We start from the raw sequence: 22,172 nt of genomic DNA on the forward strand, positions 1-22,172 counted from the left end.
GTAATATTATGCTTGGTCTGGATGAAGGCAAGATGGCGGTAAACCTTGCCCGCAATACTATCACTGAATTTCTTGAGAGCGGTACTAAGCTGGATCCGGATTCTATGTCCCTCTCTCCGGTCTTTGAAGAAGAGCGCGGCGTTTTCGTAACCCTCTCCATGGAAGGAGATTTGAGAGGCTGTATTGGTCATCCCTATCCAGATTCATCCCTGAAGGATGCAATTGTTGATTCTGCCATCTCAGCATCAACAAGGGATCCGCGTTTTCCTCCTGTAAAGCTACAGGAGATGTCTGTAATCACGGTCGAAGTTACTGTACTGACCCCGCCTGAAAAGATTGATGCGGCTGCTGCAGATTTGCCCGGTCTTATAGAGATAGGCAGGCATGGGCTTATAGTCAAACAGGGTTTCTATCAGGGTTTACTTCTGCCACAGGTGGCCCCTGAGCAGGGATTTAATGCTGTGGATTTTTTGAATCACACCTGCATAAAAGCCGGACTTTCACCGGACGCATGGCTTACAGGCGCTGAAGTATACTGGTTTGAAGGACAGGTCTTTTCTGAAGAATCCCCTGAGGGGCAAGTTGTGGAAAAGCAGTTCTAAACTGCTTATCTTTTCATATTTTCAAGTTCTGTAAGTAGTTTATCGGTTGAATACACTAGTTTAATTAGGGTTTTTTCTATCATCAGGTTGACCGTACCTTCGATTCCAAGTGTACGAAAATCAGTCCTCATCCCCATTACCGGGATATTTTTAGCATAAGCATAGCCGATTTCCCAGGCTGTACCGGAATCCACATCGCTGCCTCCATCCAGTATAGCAATTACAAGATCGGCTCTGTCTATAGCTTCTGAATTTCTCCGGAACAATTCTGCAGCATCCTGTTCTTTGCGCATACTTTTCGTATCTGTTGAATCCCTCTGTGGCAGGAATACGTCATATCCTGCACTTTCGATTTTCTCTGTGAGTTGTTCATTGAAATTCTTCTCAGCCTCGGAAAAAAGAGGGCCTGCCAGGTATATTTCTTTGTAATTCATTGTTTCCCTTGCCTGCCTGTATGGTAATAACTTTAATTAGTGGTAAAACATAACACTAAAACATGAAAGATAAGGTTAATGCAGGCATAATCGGTGCCTCCGGCTATACGGGGGGGGAATTGATGCGCCTTCTTCTCAATCATCCCCATGTAAATCTTGAAATGGCAACTTCAAGAAAACTTGCCGGACAAAATGTATCCAAAAAACATGCCCATCTGGCAGGTTTGACGGATCTTGAATTTGAAGAACTTGATCCTGTTGCTGTAAAGCAGAGGTGTGATGTGGTATTTCTGGCAGTGCCTCATGGCAGTGCTATGGATATTGTACCTCAACTTATTGACAGTGACCTGCTTATTGTGGATTTGAGTGCGGATTATCGTCTGGATGTGGAAGAATTTGAAAAGGTCTATGGCATTAAACACCATGACCCCCGTAAGGTAGTATTTGGCTTGGTGGAGTTGCATCCCGAGGTAAAGGGGGAAACCTTTGTTTCCAATCCGGGTTGTTATCCCACAGGAGCCACCCTGGCAGCTGCTCCTGTTGTTAATGCAGGGCTTGCAGATATTGCAGTTTTTGATTCCAAATCCGGCATAACAGGCGCCGGTGTGAATCCAAGCCAGGCATCCCATTACCCCAACATGGCGGAAAACATCCAGCCCTACAAGCTCACAACCCATCGCCACCGGGCGGAGATCTGGCAGGAATTGAATGGCCTTGGTGGCCTTGATAGTGTTAATTTCACTCCCCATGTAATCCCTGCTATCCGCGGGATACTGACTACAGCTCATCTCTTTCTTAATGAAGAATGCTCAGAAGAAGATATCCGGCAACTATACGATTCTTTTTACTCTGACTGTCCCTTTGTAAGACTGGTCGATGATATACCTGCGCTGGGTAATGTACGTGGTTCCAATTTCTGTGATATTGGTTTTGAGATTGACACAAACAGTAACAGGCTTGTAGTTATCTCGGCAATTGATAATCTCGTAAAAGGAGCTTCAGGACAGGCTATACAGAACATGAATCTCATGTGTGGTTTCAGGGAAACCGATGGTCTATGGAATGCGGGCCTTGCGCCCTGATTTATTTGGAGGTTGATTTATGCTTGTAAAAGAAATTATGAACAGTGATGTGATTTATTGCAGCCCAGATGACAATGTGAGTGATGCTGCCAGGTCGTTGAAGGATAATGACATAAGTGGTATGCCTGTAGTGGACAACGGCAAGATTGTAGGTATACTTTCAGAGGTTGACTTACTGGCTCTGCTGGAAACTCCCGAACATGGTGACTTCTGGCTCCCCAGTCCCTTTGAGGTGATAGAAATCCCTATCCGGGAATTTATCAGCTGGGAAGATACCAAAAAAATGCTTTCAGATGTAGGTTCAATGCCGGTTCGCAAAATAATGCGCACCGGTGTATTCACTGTCTCTCCTGAAGATTCAATTGAGGATGCTTCCCACCTGATGTCCAGACACAAGATAAACCGCCTGCCGGTGGTTGAAAATGATAAACTTACAGGGATAATCACCAGAGGAGATATCATCAGGGGTCTGGGTAGTCTGTGAGGTTTGCGGTCATGAGAGCAATTGAAGGCGGTATATGTGCGGTACGTGGCGTCCATGCTTCCGGTTTGAAGGATGATTACATGGGCCTTGCACTGATTGAAGGTGCGGGTCCTTGCGCAGGCGTTTTTACACGCAATAAGATTGTAGCGGCGCCGGTAGTGTTTACCAGAGACAATCTTGAAAACCATAAATATATTGCAGGCACAATTATAAACAGCGGAAATGCTAATGCCTTCACTGGTGAACAGGGAATGGCCGATGCCCGTGAGATGGCAAAGGCTGCTGCCAGCAAACTGGGAGTTCAGGATTCCCACATCGCAGTTGCATCCACCGGTGTGATTGGCCGTTTTCTTGATGTAGGTTGGATAAAAGATCATCTGGATGAAGTTTACGGGGCACTTTCTGCGGATCCTCAGGGATGCCGCAATGCTACAAAAGCCATCATGACCACTGATCTGATGGAAAAAGAAGTGGCTGTAGAACTGGAGTGTGGTGTACGTATCGGAGGTATTGCAAAGGGTTCCGGTATGATCGAGCCCAACATGGGAACAATGCTTGCTTTTATCTATACTGATGCTATTCTTTCTGCCGATACACTGAAAAAATGTCTTGTAAAAGCCAACGATTCAAGTTTTAACATGATGGTAGTCGATGGTGATACCAGTACCAATGACATGGCTCTGTTAACCGCAACAGGTGCTTCTTCAATAGCTCCTGATGTAGCAAATTTCCAGAGAGGACTTGATTATGTCCTTGTGGAACTTGCGAAGAAAATTGCCCGAGACGGGGAGGGTGCTACCAAACTTATCGAAGTACAGGTAAACGGTGCCTCTGACCTGGCCGATGCACGCAAGGTTGCCAAAACCATTGTACGGTCACCTCTTGTAAAATCTGCAATATACGGGCATGATCCCAACTGGGGTAGGGTTGTTGCTGCAGCTGGATATTCAGGTGCCTCTCTTGATCAGGATAAAATCTCTCTGAAATTTTCGGATGGAAAAAATGCAGTTACTCTGGTGGATCACGGTCATGTGGCGGATATCTCTGCCAACAAACAACTAAAATCCATAATGGAAAGTGATACTGTCATAATTTCAGTGGACCTTTCACTTGGGGAAGCTTCTGCGGTTGCCTGGGGTTGTGATCTTACATATGACTATGTGCGTATTAATGCGGAATATACTACATGATATTGTTTCAGGGGGAATTTGAATGGATATATCTGAGTGGGATAAGAGATACATTGAGAGTTATGAGTCGATTGCACGAAATATTCACTGTGTAAACGGAATATTTGTTGCCTATAACAGTAATGTGGATGCCATCAAGCACATTGGTCCCGGTGATGTGGAAAACCTGCTGAGGAAAGTGGATGTGGATACTGTCCAGCAGAGAATATTTTCCTATCCCCGACAGATAGATTCTCCTGTAGATTTCCTTGCACGACTCCTGATTGCAATGAAGGACGGTAAAGCTGCGGAAATTCCCACCTATTCAACTGATATCCATGAATGGTTGACCGATAATCTTGTTTTTGATGAAGCCAGGATGGGGGGGCAGGCCGGGATAATATCCAATCTGCTTGCCAATATGGATCTGAATAAAGTAATTGCTTATATCCCCTGGCTTTCCCCTGAGCAGGCGGATTACTTTGTATCCTCCCCTAATCTTTTACATCCTTTTGTCAGGGAGGGGAGGATGGAATTGCTTCCTCCTGCAGAGGCCTGCAATCCCGATTATAAAGCCAAGGTCAACTGGATTATAGAATTCAATAAAGGACTCTCTGTGAAATATGCCGAGGATAGGATAATAGTTCCTCGTGATAACCGCCTGATCATTTCATCACGTCCGCCCTGGATTCGTATCGATATGTCCGATGAGGTCTATGAGCACCTTCCCGAGATGGGCAAAACCGTCGATGGGGCTATTCTCTCCGGTTACCAGATGATAAAAGAAGAATATGAAGATGGCATGACTTACAGGGATTATGTAGAACGTGCGGTAGGGGCAATAGGCCAGTTAAAAAAAGCCAATCCCGATATTTGCATACATGTGGAATTCACTTCCATACAGAATAAAATCATTCGTTCGGCAATTCTGAATGATATTGTGCGCAATCATGTCCACTCACTGGGTCTTGATACTGTGGAAGTTGCCAATGCATTGAATGTATTGGGTTATGAAGAACTTGCATATTCGGTAATCAAAAGGGGAGAAGATGCTATAGTAGCCCTCTATGAAGGAGCTGTCCGGCTGCTTCATGAACTCAGATTGCAGAGGATTCATGTGCACTCCCTGGGCTTTTATATATGTGTTGTTTCCAAAGATTGTCCAATTGATATTGAACAACATCTTGATTCCCTGCTTTTTGCATCCACTGCAGCCGCTGCCCGAGCCCTTCAGGGCGGGATAGACAGTTTTGAGGATATAAAAGCAGGTCTGGATGTACCTATATCCACACAGGGAATGGACCAAATTGACAAACTGGGTGCCTATCTTGTCAGGCAGGGAAAATGTAATCTGGACGATTTTGAAAGAGGTTGTATCTGCACCCGCAATCATGACGTATTAATCATTCCGGCCAGGGTGGTGGATCATCCCGTTGATACGGTAGGTATAGGAGATACTATTTCAGCAAGTGCCTTTGCAGCTGTGCTGGCAGGTATGTGCAGTCCGCGGGAGGATTGAATGAATATCCTTTGCGGTTACAACGCTAATATCGATGCAGTTTACAGGATAACCGGCAGGGATGTGGAATCCATCCTTGGTGAGGTGGATGAAAAGGAACTGCTGATGAAGATCGAACGCCAGCCGGATATCATAAATTCCCTCGAAGATTTCCTTGCCGGACTTATCCATTGTATGGAATATGGCAGGGGTGCAGAATGGTTCATTTATTCCCGGGATGTTCTTGATTTTCTCAAGAAACGTTTTTTTGACCGGGCAGAGATCAGAATTGGGGGGAATATGGGTATAATGGCCAATGTCCTCTCCGGGCTCAATGTGGATATGATTGTTCCCAATGTTGTTTATCTTTCCGGGACACAGGAGGCTCTTTTTTCAAAAAGGGGAATGGTGCTGCCTCCAAAATTCGAAAGCCAGAGGGGTGAAGAGGAGCCGGTACATTTTGTTTTTGATTTTCGTCAAGGGGATAATTTCGACTTATACGGCCGCAGGATAACTGTATCCCGGGAAAACAGGTTCATTGCAACATTTGATAAATTCAACCCTCAAATGACAATTTCTTCCTTCTTCAAACAATATGCAACCGCATATATTGGGGAAATGGATGGTGCAGTTGTATCCGGTTTTCATATGCTCCAACCCTCCTATCCGGATGGTTCTTCTTTCGAGGAAAAGTTATCTCCTGTCCTTGCACAGATTGATGAATGGAATTCGATGCCCGGGTTTTTCATCCATGCTGAGTTGGGTCATTTTGCGACATCGGATATCGCCAGGCATGTTTTCCTTAAACTTGCAGGAAGGGTTGATTCTATGGGTTTGAACGAAGATGAACTTGCAACCCTGACGCAGAAGATGGGTTTTGGGATAGAAGGCATACATGAAATGGATATTTCCGCAATGTTCCAAGCGGCCCGCAATTGCATTAAAGGTTGTTTGGCCAGAGCCCTTGTTGTCCATACCAGGGATTTTGTCTTTTGTCTCTCTGCTTCAGATAACCTGAATGAGCAGAAAATAGATGCTATTGATTTTGGTTTGAAGTGTGCGGCATACTTTGCTTCTTCAGGATTATTGCCGGACAGGTCCAAACTGGAGGAATGGTGCAGTCAATTCAAGCGCAGTGAATACGGTAGCCTGCAGGTTAAGAGAATAAAGTCTATTACTGGAGCCAGGCAGTATGGTTTTGGGATATGTGGTATCTTCAATGAGTATTATTTTTGTGCAATTCCCACGCTTGTGGTCAATGAGCCGGCAGTGACAGTTGGGTTGGGAGATACATTTACTGCATCTTCTTTCCTGCGCTTGCTTGAATTACGCAATAGATCCTGAAAATTTCAGGCTATCCATTCCGTGTTGCAATTTTTATATTAATTTTGGTGGATTCGAGATAAGTTTAATATAGTCTCAAGTACACTTGCCATAAGTTAAAGTAATCAGGGTTATTATTTATATTCCAGGAGTATTTTACTTATGATCGGTATCTCTTCGTTTGCTTATCACGACTTATCGCTTGGTGAAGCTTTGCAAAATATTGAACACGTTGTCAATTGTGCAGAAATCTTTTCTGAAGGAAGACATGACCTATTCAGGCAGGATGAAATCGCCTTTTCCTATGACTTGAAATATACGGTTCATGCTCCCAGTACAGACCTCAATCTTGCAAGCATTCGTGAACCTATAAGGAATGCAGCTCTCCAACTTGTGGAAGACATGGCAGGTGTTTGCAATGAAATTGATGCTGAAGTCATGGTTGTCCATCCCGGTTATTTCCCCTTTGCTTATGATAGGGATTTTGCATTTAATGCATTCCAAAAATCGTTGCCTGTATTGGAAAGGATTGGTGAGGATGCCGGTGTGCGGATATGTGTGGAAAATATGCCCAAATGGGAATGTTTCCTTTTCAGAAAACCGGATTTTGAGATAGGGGCAAATGATTTTGTACTGGATATTGGTCATGCCAACACAATGGGCAATCTGGAGGCATTTCTTGAACGTGAGATTTCCCATTTTCATATTCATGATAACCACGGGGATAACGATGAACATTTGCCCCCTGGTGAGGGAAACATTGATTTTTCGGCCATACAGGGATTACTCCGCCAAAACAATTCTATTAAGATAATTGAGAATAAATCAGCTGAAGATGCCCTTCAGAGTATTTCTGCTCTGAAAAATATGGGTATCAAATGAACAAATCCAGTTAAATTTATATATTTACAATTCACTTGATTTGTATATGAGTTCTATGGGATGCAGGATATTTCATGCACTTGGTAGTGAAACCCGGATTAAAATACTGGAACTCTTAAGCAGCAACGAAATGCATATATCTGAAATTGCCCGGGAACTGGATATATCAGTATCGGTAGTTTCCAAGCATGTAAAGGTGCTTGAAGAATCAGAACTCCTTGAGAGACATATTTTCGGAAAATCCCATGTATTAAAACCCAACAGGAAAAATATTCATCTGGCTGTTGATTCGTTTGCTCCCACCAGGCATGTGGAAGTCGAGAAAGGTGCTTGCCTTATGGAAGCCCTGCGCAATGTGGCAGATATTGATGTCAGGAAAAAGGGAGATAGGGAGATGATTGTTTCTACTGATGGGGAGGAAGGCCTTTATGTTTATGAGATTGATGGCCAATTGGGGGATAAAAACGTGAATGACTGCGTACTGGAAGATGATACAATCGTGGACTGGAAAAAGCTGGAACCTATCACAAGGATTCGGCTTGACATTCACGTCAGGGAATGAAGGTGCCCAACGAATACTTTCAATCCACTTTCTTGTCTCTTATATAGGCGATGAACTTAGTTACATGTAATGAGTATTCCTTCAGACGGCTATCATTTCACTTTGCATGAGAGGATGCGATACCTTTCCTCGGGTACAAAGTATGACAGCTGTAATCAGAGTGCAGTATGCCACGCTTTCGGGCCAGACGGGCGCTGCATTCAATTATACAAGACATTACTGACCAACTACTGTGCCGGAGAATGTACCTATTGTCCTAATCGCTGTCACAGGGATGTGCGCAGGGTTTCCCTGTCCCCGGAAGAGATTGTGAAAATTACCTGGGATTTTTACAGGAAAAATGCGATCGAAGGCCTTTTCCTTTCCTCCGGTGTTATCGGGGATCCTGAAACAACAACTGAAAAACAGCTTCATGTGGCCCGGCTCTTGAGAAATCAGGGGTTTAATGGTTATATCCACCTTCGGCTCATGCCCGGTACACCTTTCCATTTGCTGCAGGAGGTAGCCGGGGTTGCCAACAAATTCGGGGTAAATGCAGAAACAACGGGTTCTGTGAACTATTCGGAAATCTGTCCCAATTTCGATTACAAAAATGATGTCCTTCAGCGTTTGAACTGGATCTGCAAATTGATCAGGAAACAGAGGAAATTGCACAGATATGATCATAAGATCATAGGTGCCAACGATACCCAGTTTGTTGTGGGTGCCCTTGACGAACCCGACAGGGATATTGTGAATACCGTGCATGATTTCATGGAAAAATACCAGTTGCGCAGACCTTATTTTATGAGTTTTGACCCGGTACCTGATACTCCGCTTGAGAATGGTTCAACATCTCCAAAATGGAGGGAACAGAGGCTCTATCAGGTATCTTATCTTTTGAAAGATTATGGCCTGGATTCCGGGCATATTGATCAAATCTATAATGACGATGGTTTTCTTTTGAATGATGATCCTAAACTTGAACTTGCCCGGGTCAACCCGGAAATGTTTCCGGTAGAAATAAACAGCGCCGATTATTCTTCCCTGCTCAGGGTGCCGGGTATAGGGCCTATAAGTGCTTCCCGTATCCTGAGATCCAGGCCAATTTATGGGGAGGATGAACTTGCACGTATGGGTGTTGTTATAGGTCGTGCACGCCCCTTTATCAAAATTGGTGGTTCCGGGCAAACTAACCTTATACAGTTTGCAGGAGAATGCACATGATTATTCTTTTTAAGGCCACTGTAACAGGTGTCTTACTGGCCTGTCTGGAATTGAGGCAACGGCCAGAGGCAGATCTGGTTTTTGCCTGTGATCCCAAAGAAGGGGAAACGAAATTGAAAATGACCTACCCGACAGCTGAAATAATTCGGGTTGGATTCAATAGTAAGGTTGATAATCAGCAGTTGGCCAAAAGAGTTTTTCCCGATGGGTGGCACAGAATAACCAATTTTGATTCCCCTCCATTGAATTATATAGAATTGGTGCTCAGGCACAGAAAATGCAATCCTGCAGAGCTTGTGAGACTATTGCATGGGTGTGAAGGGGAGGTGGATGGTCTTTATTGTGGTAAAGAAAGACTTTACAAGCGATATTACCGGTACATGTGTGAGGTTAAAAACAATTATCACAGACTTTGCATGTTTGTGCGGCCAGTTTGCGGAGATACAGTCCTTTATGTAAATGTAACTCCCAAAAACCATGTGTCTGATATGCTTTGCAGGTGGCTTGCAGTACGCAATCCAGATAGGGCGGTAATTGTTGTTGGTGGAAAGTTTGCTTATGTATGCAATGGTGAAATCCTGAAGATGCAGCATTTCCTGAAAACATCTGTGGATTCAATACAACATTTGATTCCTTCTGAAGATTCTGCTAATCCGGAAGAATTGTGGGATACCTATTACAAAAGCCAGATGATAGACAACAGACGTAACCATTCGCTTTCAAAAAGATTACAGCCCCGCGGCGATTCCGGCTATAGTACAATGTCTAAAAAAGATCGGTATTTTGTAGAACGGGGTATTCCCACATCTACATTACTTGATTTTGTGAATGAGAAACAAGGTGGTCAATAATATGCAGTCACTGGTTGATGCTCCACGTATAGGAGAAAAAATGGCACAGCGCTTTATATCTCATTTTGGATGTGAAGAGGATGCCATGGCGGCAATTCTCAGAGGGGATATAGCCGGTATATCGGAGATCGAAGGAGTAGGTAGAAGGTATGCCATATCCCTTGTACACGATGTGAGGTCTACACAGGATGGTATTGATATCTCCTCTTTTTTGAAAACCCGGGATTCAGTCGATATTTATGAACGGGTAATCGATTCTATCAAAAATTATGCTTCTACCCCTTATGCAAGGGATAAGTTGCACACTTATATCCCATATCCTTCAAGCAGGAAAGACCTTATTGACATAAACCGGGACTGGGTTGAAAACCATATGGAATACCTCTCCATGCTCGATGATATGGATAGGATTTCAGCAAGTCTTTCCAGAATAGAACCCCTGAAAAACTCTCCTTCAATTCCCCGGATCAGGGATAGGGTAATTGTCACTTCAAATACAGATGATTACAGCACTTTAAAGGAAAAATATGGTAAAAGCATTGAGGTCCAGCTGGTGGAAGATCCTCTGGAATTTGCAGATGTTGCACGCAGTTATCCCCATGTAATTGCCATAGGAGAACCCTTCCTGGAATATGATTTTCCAGAGGATACGAATCCTGAAATAATAACAAATGCCCGGGAAATTGAGGAATGGCATATTTTACCCGAAAAACAGATTTCGTTTTTTGCTTTCAATCATGAACGAATAATGAATGCATTGGATCTTGCAATTGCACTGGATAAAGCAGGCATACCTCCAGTAGTCAATGCGGATATTTCGGCTCTTAGCAATCTCATGGCTGCCATTAATCCTGAAGGAAATATTGTTGAAGGCAGGGATGGGGAAATAGACCGCTTACATCATATTCTGGATAATGTGGATTCGGAACTTACAAAATATGTAGACCAGTGCAACCAGGAAATAAATGATCTCCTCCAAAAAAGTAGTATTACACTCAGCGGGAATGATATGTTGGGTGTTATCAGGGATGAGATGGAGTTAAAGGATATTCTTTCACGCAATATATCGGCATCTTTCAGCCAGATAATTAATGATGCCAGAAAAGAATTCATTGAAACCCTTTCAATGAAGCAAAATGAATCTCTATTAGTGGATTATTTTTTCCCCTCTGAACTTTGTTATCCTGTAGAAGCCGACATGTCCCAGTTACAAAAATTCAAAGAACAGATCAAACAGCAGATATTCCGCAGGGAAGTTACTCATAAAAGGAATATTGCATATGAGCTACACGAATTCAGGCAACCCCTGAAACAACTTGTTATGAGGTTACTTGATCTGGATGTGGGGTTGGCAGTGGCCCGTTTTGGTCATTCTCTGCAGATGCAACTTGCCGGCTTTGAAGATGAATGTGGTATGGGTCTCAAGAATGGAAAAAATATTTTCCTTTGTGAAAAGGGTGTTGCTGTGGAACCTATAGATTATTCTCTGGGCTCGATCATGTCTCCTTCGCAGGTTCCCACTTCTTCCGTAGTTCTTTTAAGTGGTGTGAATTCCGGAGGAAAAACATCCATGCTGGAGTTAGTGGCTCAATGTACAATTCTTTCCCACATTGGTTTCCCTGTGCCGGCAGATGAATTGAAGATCGGGCCGATTGATAGTTTGTATTATTTCAGCAAATCCAGGGGCACTCTTGATGCGGGGGCATTTGAAACTACCTTACGCTCATTTTCAGCTTTGAGAGGGGCGGGATCCAAACTTGTGCTTGTCGATGAACTTGAATCCATCACCGAACCCGGAGCTTCTGCAAAAATCATAGCCGGTATCCTTGAAACCCTTTCTGAAGAATCCAATACAATGGCTATTTTTGTTTCCCATCTTGCCGACCAGATACTGGAAAATACCGACGCTTCCATCAGAGTGGATGGAATTGAAGCAAAAGGACTTGATAATGAATTGAACCTGATTGTTGATCGCAATCCGATTTATAATCATATTGCAAAGAGTACTCCGGAATTAATCGTGGAGCGTCTTTTCAGAAGCGGAGGGGAAGTTGAAAGGGAGTTTTACAGACGTTTGAAAAATAAATTCGAAAAAGGATGCTAATCAGAGGCATCCCTTTGTACTTTTGACCTCTTTTCCCTCAATAACCGTTGCTTTTTTCATTGCCTGAGCAAATGCCTTGAAAAGGGCTTCGATTTTGTGGTGGTCATTGTAACCATATACAGCTGCATGAAGGGTGACTTTTGCATTGGAGACGAATGATTCAAAGAAATGCCTTGTAAGCTGGGTGTTGAATTCGCCTACTCTTTCGGATTCAAAAGTAGTGTTCATCACCAGATAACTGCGCCCTCCTATATCCACTACTACGCTTGCAAGAGCCTCATCCATTGGTATTCTTGCTTCTCCAAAACGGGCAATTCCTGACTTTTCTGCCATTATCCGGTCAAAGGCCTGCCCCATTACGATCCCAATATCCTCTACCAGGTGGTGGCCGTCTACTTCCAGATCACCTTTAGCATCGATTGTAAGGTCAAAACCTGAATGTCGTGCAAAACATACCAGCATGTGGTCAAAAAAACCGATGCCTGTATTTATCTGTGAATCCCCTTTGCCATCGATGTTGATCGTAAGTTCTATGCTGGTTTCTCTGGTAGTACGGGATACAGTGGAAATTCTTGGCATACTTACTCTCCACCAGAGATTTCCTCTCTGATTGTATTTATCGCTTCTGTAAGGGTAAAATTTCCTGCATAAAGAGCACTCCCTACCACAACACCGCAGGCACCGGTTGTTTTCAGGGTCAAAATATCTTTCAGGGCTGTAACTCCTCCAGAAGCAATCACCGGTATTGTAAGTTCATTAACCAGCTCTGTTGTGGGTTCTGTGTCCACACCTTCCATTAATCCTTCTTTGTCTATGTTGGTGAACAGAATGCTTCCTGCGCCTTTTTCTTCGAACATTTTCCCGAGCTGTACCGCGGTATACTCGGATTGCTCGGTCCATCCCTTTGTAGAAACCTTACCATTTTTTGAATCCAGGGCGACATTAATGTTTTCGGGTTTGAACTGCCTGGCAAGTCTTTCAACCAGGTCCGGATTTTGGACAGCTGCGGTGCTTAGTATCACCCTGTTAGCACCCATGTGCAGGAGGTTTGCAGCATCCTCAAAAGAGCGAATTCCGCCACCTACCTGTACTTCGACTCCTTGTCTTTCACACAGCATTATGATTTTTTCTATTATAGGGGCGTTTTTCCTTTTCCCTTCGATGGCTCCGTCAAGGTCTATCAGATGCAGTGTTTTTGCTCCCTGTCCGATCCACTTAATCGCAACTGCTTCGGGATCATCAAGTGAAATACGTTCCTTATCTGGCAGTCCCTGTATCAACTGGACACATTTCCCGTTTTTCATATCTACAGCGGGGATGACCTCAAATTCCATTATTTACTCTCCTCAGGGTATCATTCTTTCGATGGGTACAACAAGTATGTCTGATGCACCTGCTTTTTTCAGTTCACTGACTATTGTAAAGACCTGGTCTGCATCAATAACGGCATGTATTGCATGGGTGGAATTTTTTGATTCTACTTTCATAACAGTCGGGCCCGCAAGACCTGGCAGGATGTCTTTGATATTTTCCAGTTTGCCTGAGGGGGCATTCATCATAAGATAGCGCTTTTGTTTTGCATGGAGTACACTTTCAAGGGCTGTTTTTATGTGCTGGATTTTTTCTTCCCTTTGGGAACTATCGGCATTTGAAATCAGGTACACAGATGAGCTGAACACCTCTGCAATTTTCCTGAGATGATTTGTCACAAGAGTTGTGCCGGAACTGGATATATCAACAATTGCATCTGCAATTCCCACATGGGGTGTCATCTCGCAGGCACCACTTACTTTGATAACTTCAACTGGAATGTCAACATTTTTAAAATATTTCTCTGTAATATTTGGGAATTCAGTAGCAACCCGCATATTTTTCAGGTCTTCAGGGGCTTTAATCCCTGAGTCTTCAGGAACTGCAAGTACCAGCTTTGCCCTCCCAAAATGCAGATCCAGCATAACTTCAACTTCTGCATCAGTTTCATCTATAAGATCAAGCCCGGTAATTCCTACGTCTGCAGCTCCGTCCTGCACATATTCGGGAATATCCGCCGCTCTTGCGAATAAAAATGTCATATCCGGGTCTGTTGTTTTTGCAAAAAGTTTGCGGCTTGATCCCTCAAGTACCGGGAGACCTGCTTCTTTGAAGAGTTTCACGGTCGGATCGTGGAGTCTGCCTTTATTTGGTATTGCAATGCGTATCATCCTGGTTGCCTCTGGAATCTGGGTCAACATTTCCAATACTTTCATTGCATATAAAGGTTTGATGAAGAAAAAGTATCCATAAGATATCTTGTTTTCCAGTAATTAATTCACTTTCATATAGTATCCAATTTATATAGAATGGGTTTTTCATATCAACACAGATTTGATACTGGAGCCTTATTTAATTCATATTTTAGTATTTTCATGAGGTTTGGTTATGCGGAATATAAAGGTTGAGCAACTTGTCCAGACACCTGTGGAAAATCAGGAGATAGAGCTTGTTGAACGTAAGGGTGTGGGACATCCAGACAGTATATCTGATGGAATTGCAGAGGCTGTAAGCCGTGCCCTTTGTGCTGAATATATCGAAAAATGCGGTGCAGTACTTCACCATAACACGGATGAAACCCAGATTGTTGCAGGTCGTTCTTCCCCTGCTTTTGGTGGTGGGGAGGTCATCAAGCCAATCTATACTCTTCTTGTGGGGAGGGCTACAAAGGAATTTAATGGTGTGGAAATCCCGGCTGAAACAGTAGCTGTCTCGGCAGCACATGATTACCTGAGAAATAATATTGTAAATCTTGATCTTGACAGGGATATTATCCTTGACTGCAAACTTGGTACGGGATCTTCTGACCTGCGGGATGTATTTGGCCGGGAAAAAGTTCCCACTGCCAATGATACATCTTTTGGTGTTGGCCATGCATCATTTTCCGAACTTGAGCGTATAGTGTATGATACCGAAAAGCAGCTTATAGGTGATCTGAAAGGGAAATTACCTGCAATAGGTGAAGACATCAAGGTCATGGGATTGCGGGAGAAAGATGATATTTCCCTGACTGTTTGCTGTGGAATGGTTGACAAATATGTTGATGATATGGATGCCTATATTAGTTTCAAGGAACAGATGAAGGATTATATTCTGGATATTGCGGGCAAATACACTGACAGGAACGTTAATGCATATGTCAATGCTGCCGATAATACTGCGGGTGGTTGTGGCTGTATCTTCCTGACGGTAACAGGCACTTCTGCGGAGATGGGCGACGATGGTTCTGTTGGTCGGGGGAACCGGTGCAATGGTTTGATAACCCCGAACAGGCCCATGAGTATGGAGGCTACGAGTGGTAAGAACCCTGTCAATCATGTAGGTAAGATATACAATTTGCTTTCTACTCAGATGGCCCGGGATATTGTGGAAGCCGTGCCACAAGTAGATGAAGTATATGTGCGACTGCTATCACAGATAGGTAAACCTATTGATCAGCCCATGGTTGCCAGCATCCAAATAATTCCCGAAGAGGGGGCAAATTTCGCTACAATTCAGGATGATGCCGAAGCAGTTGCCGATGAGTGGCTTGGTAATATTACCAAGATCACCGATCTTGTTATAAACGGGGCAATTGACACTTTCTGAGACAAGATTGCCTCTTTTTATTCTTTTCAGTGGTTTTGAATTTTGTTTTTTATTCTTGCTTTTAAGCGCTGGTGATTTTTCCTGCGGATATTGAATTTATATGCCTTTGGAATGGGAATTCGGCGAAAAGTCTATATAAGATTGTGAGGATGAGAATATCTCGCTGAGTAATGTCCCGCCTTAACTCAGTTGGTAGAGTGCGCGGCTGTAGTATGGTTTGTGTGGATTATCCACATACCGCGCGGTTACCGCGATGCCCCCGGTTCGAGTCTGGGAGGCGGGACCAAACACCTCTTCTAAAGGGTGTAAACAAAACCCTTATATATAATTAAATGTATTTGAGTGCTGCTCGTGTGAGCGGAAAAGTGTGCCCGGACATTGTCCGAATAGTGTAGAGGTCTATCATGGGGCCCTGTCGAGGCCCCGACCCGGGTTCGAATCCCGGTTCGGGCGTACAAAACTTTTCCGAAAGGCTCCGGTTCTGCCGGGGCCAAAACTCACATCTAATTTTGTTTTCTATAATTTTGTAACAGAGTAGTATCATTATTGTTTTAAGAACACGTCTGTTCATGTGTATATACAATTACTTAGTTCTAAAACGATAATTTTTATATAGTTCTCGTCCTTAGTTGTTTCAGAATATCGGATAGAATATTGCTGTGGAACAGAATCACAGATCACTACATATTCAGATTGCTCTGTGTCTTTTTCATTTTCATAGTATCCCAACTTTGACAGTTTTATTTTTAATCAACTGAATGTCTCTCTTTTTAGGTTCTATTCTAATCTCTATGTTTATCTTTTTTCTTTTAGTCGTTCGCTAGCATCTTTTCTTTCTTCATGCTTGTTTTTATAATTTTATCCATTTTTTGCCCCATTGATTTGACAGTATCACATAAGTCATTGGATTGTGTTTTTTCTGATTTTTGCCCATTTTTTGGACAAAGAATTTGACAGCATTGTTGAATCTTCTAAATAAGCCTCTTAGATCAATTTCATTTTCTTTTCAAGCAAAAAATATCCAAAAATAGTTTAATGGAATTTGACAGATGAGCATTATTCTTATGAAAATAAGGGTTCAACGAGTAAATTCAGGCCAAAATTCCTGAAAATTGCATCCATTTTAAAGGAAAACCGATGAAATCGGAGTTTTTCACATGAAATTGTTTGGACTGTCAAATAGCTTTTTCTGACAAAAAAATGAAAATTTTGGGTTGAAAGAGAAGACATTCTCTTCAAGAAAGAGTAGAAACTGTCAAACTGGGGTAGTATCTTTTTCTACAGGCGTGTTTGCCAATGGTTCCTATGCAGTGACTGAGGTCTATTGTAATGGTGAACTATATCCGGAACATTTCACTCCTTCTCCTGTTATGGATGCAAATGAGTCTTTCTCATTGGCAGTTGAGAGACCGTAAAACAGGCAAGTGTTGTCGATGTCACTATCGATCCAACACATTTTGGATCATGGCGCATCTCTGGAAATACAGACAGGGTCATGTGCATTCAATTCAACTCTTTCACGTAAGTTTGCCCCCAATGAAACATTTACCTATAAGTGGGTAATGGGGGAGGCAGCAAACACGGCATGTGGTGGGGTTCCGGTTGGATTCCACTATTCAATCAATCCTGTAAAATCTCCTGAATTAAATATTGAGCAATCTTCTATTCTTGTAATTCCCCACATCACGGATGAATATGTTGAAGACGGGATATGGGATGATAATTATCCTCTCTCTAAATTCCTACATCCCACGATCAGACTCATCTTCAGGGTTTTCATTTGTTGGTTTTGCCAGTCCTCTTTTTGCTTTTGCAATAGTGGGTTTACTATTGCTTCGTCGCAAAAACTAATGATATTGTGATTTCTGGCTTTAAGAACAATTGAAAAGCTACAAATATTATTAGTAAATTGAAACCATCGGATAGACCTTTATACGTACATCTCTCCCTCTTATCCAATAATCGTTGATGTGATCATATGTTTTACAATATACTTCAAACACGCAATCTTGTTCCTGATGTGAACCTCATGAAGGTCGAAGCTCCGGATATAGCAAAAGCAGCGAAAGCGGGCCAATTTGTAATATTACGTATTGATGAAAGCGGTGAACGCATCCCTCTCACAATAGCTGACTTTGATGTTGATGAGGGTTCTATAACGGTAATCTATCAGGTAATGGGCAAGACTACCAAACAATTAACAACCCTCAAGACAGGTGAGACTTTGCAGGATTTTGTCGGTCCTCTGGGCACTCCCTCTGATATCCGTAAACTCGGCACAGTAGTAATGGTTGGGGGTGGTGTCGGTGTAGCTCCTGTGTACCCACAGGCACGTGCCTATCGCGAGGCAGGTAACCATGTAATATCTATAATCGGTGCCCGCAATGAAGAAATGCTCATTCTTGAAGATGAAATGGCAGAGGTGAGTGATGAACTCTATGTGGCTACTGACGATGGGAGCAAAGGCCATCACGGTTTTGTAACCGATATTGTTAAAGATATTCTTGATAGTGACCAGCAGGTTGACCGTATTGTCATAATCGGTCCGCCTATTATGATGAAAGTAGGGGCCGGTGTAACTGCCTCCTATGGCGTGGAAACCCTTGTAAACCTCAATCCAATTATGATCGATGGTACCGGGATGTGTGGTGGTTGCCGTGTATCTGTTGGCGGAGAAACCAAATTTGCATGTGTGGATGGCCCGGAATTTGATGCAGCCGATGTGGATTTTGACCTTATGATGAGCAGGCTTTCTTTTTACAGACCGCAGGAAAAGGAAGCCCTTGAAAGTTACAACAAAAAATGCGGGGATGATTGTAAGTGTCACTGAAACAGGAAATGCCTGAGCAAAAACCAGAGGAAAGGATTGGAAACTTTGATGAAGTCGCATTGGGGTACACAGAACAGCAGGCTGTAATCGAGGCGGGACGCTGTCTTGAGTGCAAGAATCCCCAATGTGTGGCAGGATGTCCTGTTAATATTGATATCCCCGGGTTTGTTTCAAGGATCAAGAACAAAGACTTTGATAGGGCTATTGGTATACTCAAGGAATCCAATGCCCTGCCGGCAATCTGTGGACGTGTTTGTCCTCAGGAAGAGCAGTGTGAGAAATTCTGTATACTTGGCAAAAAGGGCCAGCCTCTTGCTATCGGCAGGCTTGAGCGTTTCTGTGCGGATTATGAAAGGGATGCAGGAGTAAAATCCCCGGAAAAACCAAAATCCAGCGGGAAAAACGTGGCTGTCATTGGTGCAGGTCCTGCTGGACTTACTGCGGCAGCAGAACTTGCAAAAGCAGGGCATGGTGTAACCATTTATGAAGCTCTCCATGAACCGGGCGGGGTCCTGACCTACGGTATACCCGAATTCAGGCTACCCAAGGACATTGTCAGGCAAGAAGTAGATTATATCCGTAACCTTGGGGTTGACATAAAAGTGGATTATGTCATAGGAAGGATAAAAACCCTTGATGAACTCCGCGATGAATTCGATGCGGTCTTTGTAGGTACAGGTGCCGGTCTTCCCAGATTCATGCGTATTGAAGGGGAGAACCTCAACGGTGTTTATTCTGCAAATGAGTTCCTTACAAGGGTCAATCTGATGAAAGCCTATCGTTTCCCGGATTATGACACACCCATCAAATGCGGAAATAAGGTTGTTGTAGTAGGGGCCGGTAACGTTGCGATGGATGCTGCCCGCAGTGCCCTCCGGCTGGGTGCAGAAGAAGTAACAGTTGTGTACCGGCGTAGTGAGGCGGAGATGTCTGCCCGTATTGAAGAAGTTGAACATGCAAAGGAAGAAGGTGTGGTTTTCAACCTGCTTACCAATCCGGTCCGTATCCTTGAAGGTGAGAATAAGACTGTTACAGGTGTGGAATGCGTAAATATGGAACTCGGGGAACCCGATGAATCCGGCAGGAGGCGCCCTATACCAATTGAAGGTTCTGAGCATGTGATCGATGCTGATATAATAATAGTTGCTATCGGAACATCTCCAAATCCAGTTATCTTTGCAGGCTCAGAAGAACTTGAAACCACTTCGAAAGGCACAATAGTTGTTGATGAAGATGCGATGTCATCCCTGGCAGGATTATGTGCGGGTGGTGATGTGGTTACCGGTGCTGCAACTGTAATCAGCGCAATGGGCGCGGGTAAGCAGGCAGTTGCAACCATTAATCGGTATATTGAAAACCGGTCCTGACAAAAGGTTAATTGAAGAAAGGATTCATATCATTATAAAATGCAAAAAAAACGCTCTACATTTACTTTTGCTTCCGTAGGCAAAAAGAGTCGTCCAAAGACCAGGAAGACCCGAAAACGATCCGATAAACAGGTGTTAGCCGACCATATTTTCTGGTGTAACTCCTGCAATGTGCCTTTAATAGGTCCTGTCTGTGATATTTGTGGCAGTGAAGGTACGAAATTACCCCTGACCTCTCCTTGTGATGTGAGATTTGCTTCTGCCTATGAAAGAGATCTACTTGATGACCTGCTACGGCAACTGTATGATTGTAATCCTTTTGTTGACAGAGTCATACTGTTGAACAAGGTTGCAGGGGATGACCGCAATGATGAGGTACTGGTTGATGGCATACGTATCGGGCATATGTATTTTGATATACTGCAAAAGCAATTCAGGTTTGAACCCACGGATATGGGTGCCAGCGTCCTGCTAAACCATACACATTCAAAAACAGCACATCTTCATTATTCCGGTCGCCATCTGAACGGTAAAAAAATCTCCATGGAGGGTATCGACCATTTTTCCCCGGATATCAAAAATGGTGACCCGGTATTGCTGCGGTGTGGAAAACTGGTGGGTATTGGCACCTCTCTTGAGGATTCAGCTAATTACAGGCCAGGCAAACCTTTGCTTCGGGTCAAAAAAATCAAAAAGATTTCTGCAAACCTGAAACAATCAGCGCCTTCCATGGATTCTGTCATTAAGGCCAACCAATCCTCTCTCAAAAGAATAGAATCCAATGCTGTAAACATGATAAAAGGGATTGGCAATGATCCCGCCTATTCTTCCTTTCCTGTCAATGTATCGTTCAGTGGGGGTAAGGATAGTCTGGTTGTGCTGGACCTTGCCCGAAGGGCACTGGATGCCAGTCGTCTCAGGGCAATTTTCCTCAATACGGGGATAGAATTTCCTGAGACAGTGCAATTTGCACATGAGTTTTGCAATGCCAATGGCATAGAACTTATTGAAAAAAAGGCAGAGAATGCTTTCTGGGATAATGTGGAGAGTTTCGGTCCACCTGGAAAGGATTTCCGCTGGTGTTGTAAAGTCTGTAAACTGGGTCCTGCTAATTCGGCTTTTGAGTCATGCAGTGCGGAGAATCCATGTCTTGCAATTGACGGTAAACGCAAATATGAGTCTTTTTCCAGGCAGGAGACTGCTGCAACCGAGGCCAATCCTTTTGTGCCGGGTCAGCTGAACGTTTTTCCAATCAGGCAGTGGAGGGCTATTGAGGTCTGGCTGTACATCTACTGGAAAAACCTTGCTTATAACCCTCTCTATGACATGGGTTTTGAAAGGGTGGGTTGCTATCTTTGTCCTTCGACCCTTGAATGTGAATTCGAGAGGGTCAGGCAATTGTTCCCCGGATTGTATGAAAGATGGATGGCATACCTGCAAAAATGGACAGCTTCAAAAGGCCTGCCCCCGGAATATGCCGAATATGGTTTCTGGCGCTGGCAGCAGCATCCTCCTAAAATGCTTGCCCTGGCAAAACAGCTGGGAATAGCTATCACACCCGTTGAAACAGAAGATTTCAGCATAAGTGCAGTTTCCGGCCATTCTGTATGCAGTGGAGGCAATTTTTCAGTTGAGGCCCGGATACGCGGGGTGTCACTTTCAGAAGCAGCGGATGTAATGAGAATGCTGGGCAATGTCGTATATTCCCCTGAGATGGGTGTTGTCCTCATAAAGAGTCGCTCATGTACGGTTAAATTCTTTGCATCGGGTAACTTGAAAGTAACAGCTGCTGACAGGAAAGTTGCAGACAGGATGTACAGGAATGCATGTTTACAGTTGCTACGTATTGCCCGTTGCAGTGGCTGTGGGGTATGTCTCAATGCATGTACCAGAGGTTCCATTGAATTGAAAAACGGGAAAATTAAAATACATGACTCCTGCACAGGGTGTGGAAAATGCAATGAGTCCTGTGTGGTAGTCCGCTATGCTAACCGTATCATTCCTGACATTTGATGCGCTGCTTTTAACTAAACAGGTGAGAAGTCCCCTTCCGTAAGGTAAGGGATGAAAGCCGTGCTATATAAAATAAAAAGTTGCATAAGTTATTTGTAATTATAAATTTATACAGATAACTATGAATAACAATCTGGATAAGGCCAG

20 protein-coding genes and 2 tRNA genes are annotated in these 22,172 nt (G+C 43.6%); 18 read left to right on the top strand and 4 right to left on the bottom strand.

The features are described from left to right. The first annotated feature begins 8 nt into the window (after window positions 1-8). Entirely contained in the window at window positions 9-602 is a 594-nt protein-coding gene (locus CP947_RS07950) for a TIGR00296 family protein (protein ID WP_096712686.1), read from the top strand. 5 nt (window positions 603-607) lie between these two features. On the opposite strand, the gene CP947_RS07955 is transcribed toward CP947_RS07950, so the two are convergent. Further along, window positions 608-1,036 carry a nucleoside 2-deoxyribosyltransferase gene (locus CP947_RS07955; RefSeq protein WP_096712687.1) on the bottom strand — a complete coding sequence of 143 codons (429 nt, stop codon included), beginning with the start codon at window positions 1,034-1,036 and terminating at the stop codon, window positions 608-610. Window positions 1,037-1,098: 62 nt separating this feature from the next. Here CP947_RS07955 and argC point away from each other — a divergent pair, with 62 nt between their 5' ends. The 10 genes from argC to CP947_RS08005 all read left to right on the top strand — a co-directional run bounded on the left by argC (window position 1,099) and on the right by CP947_RS08005 (window position 12,197). Then, window positions 1,099-2,118 carry an N-acetyl-gamma-glutamyl-phosphate reductase gene (gene argC / locus CP947_RS07960; RefSeq protein ID WP_096712688.1) on the top strand — a complete coding sequence of 340 codons (1,020 nt, stop codon included), beginning with the start codon at window positions 1,099-1,101 and terminating at the stop codon, window positions 2,116-2,118. Window positions 2,119-2,137: 19 nt separating this feature from the next. Further along, a complete protein-coding gene (locus tag CP947_RS07965) occupies window positions 2,138-2,602 on the top strand; it encodes a CBS domain-containing protein (RefSeq protein WP_096712689.1) in 465 nt (154 codons plus the stop codon). 11 nt (window positions 2,603-2,613) lie between these two features. Beyond that, a complete protein-coding gene (gene argJ / locus CP947_RS07970; protein ID WP_096712690.1) occupies window positions 2,614-3,792 on the top strand; it encodes a bifunctional ornithine acetyltransferase/N-acetylglutamate synthase in 1,179 nt (392 codons plus the stop codon). Between the two features lie 22 nt (window positions 3,793-3,814). Continuing rightward, window positions 3,815-5,290: an ADP-specific phosphofructokinase gene (gene pfkC / locus CP947_RS07975; RefSeq protein ID WP_096712691.1), complete on the top strand. Its 1,476-nt coding sequence runs from the start codon at window positions 3,815-3,817 to the stop codon at window positions 5,288-5,290. Then, a complete protein-coding gene (locus tag CP947_RS07980; RefSeq protein ID WP_096712692.1) occupies window positions 5,291-6,613 on the top strand; it encodes an ADP-dependent glucokinase/phosphofructokinase in 1,323 nt (440 codons plus the stop codon). It begins immediately after the preceding gene. A gap of 141 nt (window positions 6,614-6,754) precedes the next feature. Then, window positions 6,755-7,474 (top strand): sugar phosphate isomerase/epimerase family protein, encoded by a 720-nt coding sequence (locus CP947_RS07985; protein ID WP_096712693.1) that lies wholly within the window; start codon window positions 6,755-6,757, stop codon window positions 7,472-7,474. A 46-nt stretch (window positions 7,475-7,520) separates the two neighbouring features. After that, entirely contained in the window at window positions 7,521-8,036 is a 516-nt protein-coding gene (locus tag CP947_RS07990; protein WP_096712694.1) for an ArsR/SmtB family transcription factor, read from the top strand. Window positions 8,037-8,105: 69 nt separating this feature from the next. Further along, window positions 8,106-9,242 carry a radical SAM protein gene (locus CP947_RS07995; RefSeq protein ID WP_096712695.1) on the top strand — a complete coding sequence of 379 codons (1,137 nt, stop codon included), beginning with the start codon at window positions 8,106-8,108 and terminating at the stop codon, window positions 9,240-9,242. Next, window positions 9,239-10,093: a DUF4130 domain-containing protein gene (locus tag CP947_RS08000; RefSeq protein ID WP_165868984.1), complete on the top strand. Its 855-nt coding sequence runs from the start codon at window positions 9,239-9,241 to the stop codon at window positions 10,091-10,093. The genes CP947_RS07995 and CP947_RS08000 overlap by 4 nt, the downstream gene beginning before the upstream one ends. A 1-nt stretch (window position 10,094) precedes the next feature. Beyond that, the gene (locus CP947_RS08005; protein WP_164909013.1) at window positions 10,095-12,197 is read left to right on the top strand and encodes a MutS-related protein; all 2,103 of its coding nucleotides are present in this window, start codon (window positions 10,095-10,097) and stop codon (window positions 12,195-12,197) included. Here CP947_RS08005 and hisB read toward each other — a convergent pair whose 3' ends face one another. Genes hisB through hisG form a run of 3 tightly spaced genes read right to left on the bottom strand, consistent with a single transcriptional unit; the run spans window position 12,198 to window position 14,398 of the window. After that, window positions 12,198-12,776 carry an imidazoleglycerol-phosphate dehydratase HisB gene (gene hisB, locus CP947_RS08010; protein WP_096712698.1) on the bottom strand — a complete coding sequence of 193 codons (579 nt, stop codon included), beginning with the start codon at window positions 12,774-12,776 and terminating at the stop codon, window positions 12,198-12,200. Window positions 12,777-12,778: 2 nt separating this feature from the next. Beyond that, on the bottom strand, window positions 12,779-13,531 hold the full coding sequence (gene hisA / locus CP947_RS08015) for a 1-(5-phosphoribosyl)-5-[(5-phosphoribosylamino)methylideneamino]imidazole-4-carboxamide isomerase (RefSeq protein WP_096712699.1): 753 nt from the start codon (window positions 13,529-13,531) through the stop codon (window positions 12,779-12,781). A 12-nt stretch (window positions 13,532-13,543) separates the two neighbouring features. Then, window positions 13,544-14,398, bottom strand: coding sequence for an ATP phosphoribosyltransferase (hisG, locus tag CP947_RS08020; RefSeq protein WP_096712727.1), 855 nt, complete (start codon window positions 14,396-14,398; stop codon window positions 13,544-13,546). A gap of 217 nt (window positions 14,399-14,615) precedes the next feature. Here hisG and CP947_RS08025 point away from each other — a divergent pair, with 217 nt between their 5' ends. The 7 genes from CP947_RS08025 to CP947_RS08055 all read left to right on the top strand — a co-directional run bounded on the left by CP947_RS08025 (window position 14,616) and on the right by CP947_RS08055 (window position 22,025). Continuing rightward, window positions 14,616-15,815, top strand: coding sequence for a methionine adenosyltransferase (locus CP947_RS08025; RefSeq protein WP_096712700.1), 1,200 nt, complete (start codon window positions 14,616-14,618; stop codon window positions 15,813-15,815). A gap of 174 nt (window positions 15,816-15,989) precedes the next feature. After that, window positions 15,990-16,101, top strand: a tRNA-Tyr gene (locus tag CP947_RS08030). Between the two features lie 94 nt (window positions 16,102-16,195). Beyond that, window positions 16,196-16,268, top strand: a tRNA-Asp gene (locus tag CP947_RS08035). Between the two features lie 980 nt (window positions 16,269-17,248). Then, a complete protein-coding gene (locus CP947_RS08040) occupies window positions 17,249-17,677 on the top strand; it encodes a sarcinarray family MAST domain-containing protein (protein ID WP_096712701.1) in 429 nt (142 codons plus the stop codon). A 116-nt stretch (window positions 17,678-17,793) separates the two neighbouring features. After that, window positions 17,794-18,645 carry a sulfide/dihydroorotate dehydrogenase-like FAD/NAD-binding protein gene (locus CP947_RS08045; RefSeq protein ID WP_096712702.1) on the top strand — a complete coding sequence of 284 codons (852 nt, stop codon included), beginning with the start codon at window positions 17,794-17,796 and terminating at the stop codon, window positions 18,643-18,645. Between the two features lie 8 nt (window positions 18,646-18,653). Continuing rightward, window positions 18,654-20,012 (top strand): NADPH-dependent glutamate synthase, encoded by a 1,359-nt coding sequence (gene gltA / locus CP947_RS08050; RefSeq protein WP_096712728.1) that lies wholly within the window; start codon window positions 18,654-18,656, stop codon window positions 20,010-20,012. A gap of 39 nt (window positions 20,013-20,051) precedes the next feature. Next, window positions 20,052-22,025 (top strand): phosphoadenosine phosphosulfate reductase domain-containing protein, encoded by a 1,974-nt coding sequence (locus CP947_RS08055; protein ID WP_096712703.1) that lies wholly within the window; start codon window positions 20,052-20,054, stop codon window positions 22,023-22,025. Window positions 22,026-22,172: the final 147 nt, after the last annotated feature.

Origin of the sequence: Methanohalophilus euhalobius (genome assembly GCF_900215215.1) — an archaeon.
Lineage (GTDB): Archaea > Halobacteriota > Methanosarcinia > Methanosarcinales > Methanosarcinaceae > Methanohalophilus > Methanohalophilus euhalobius.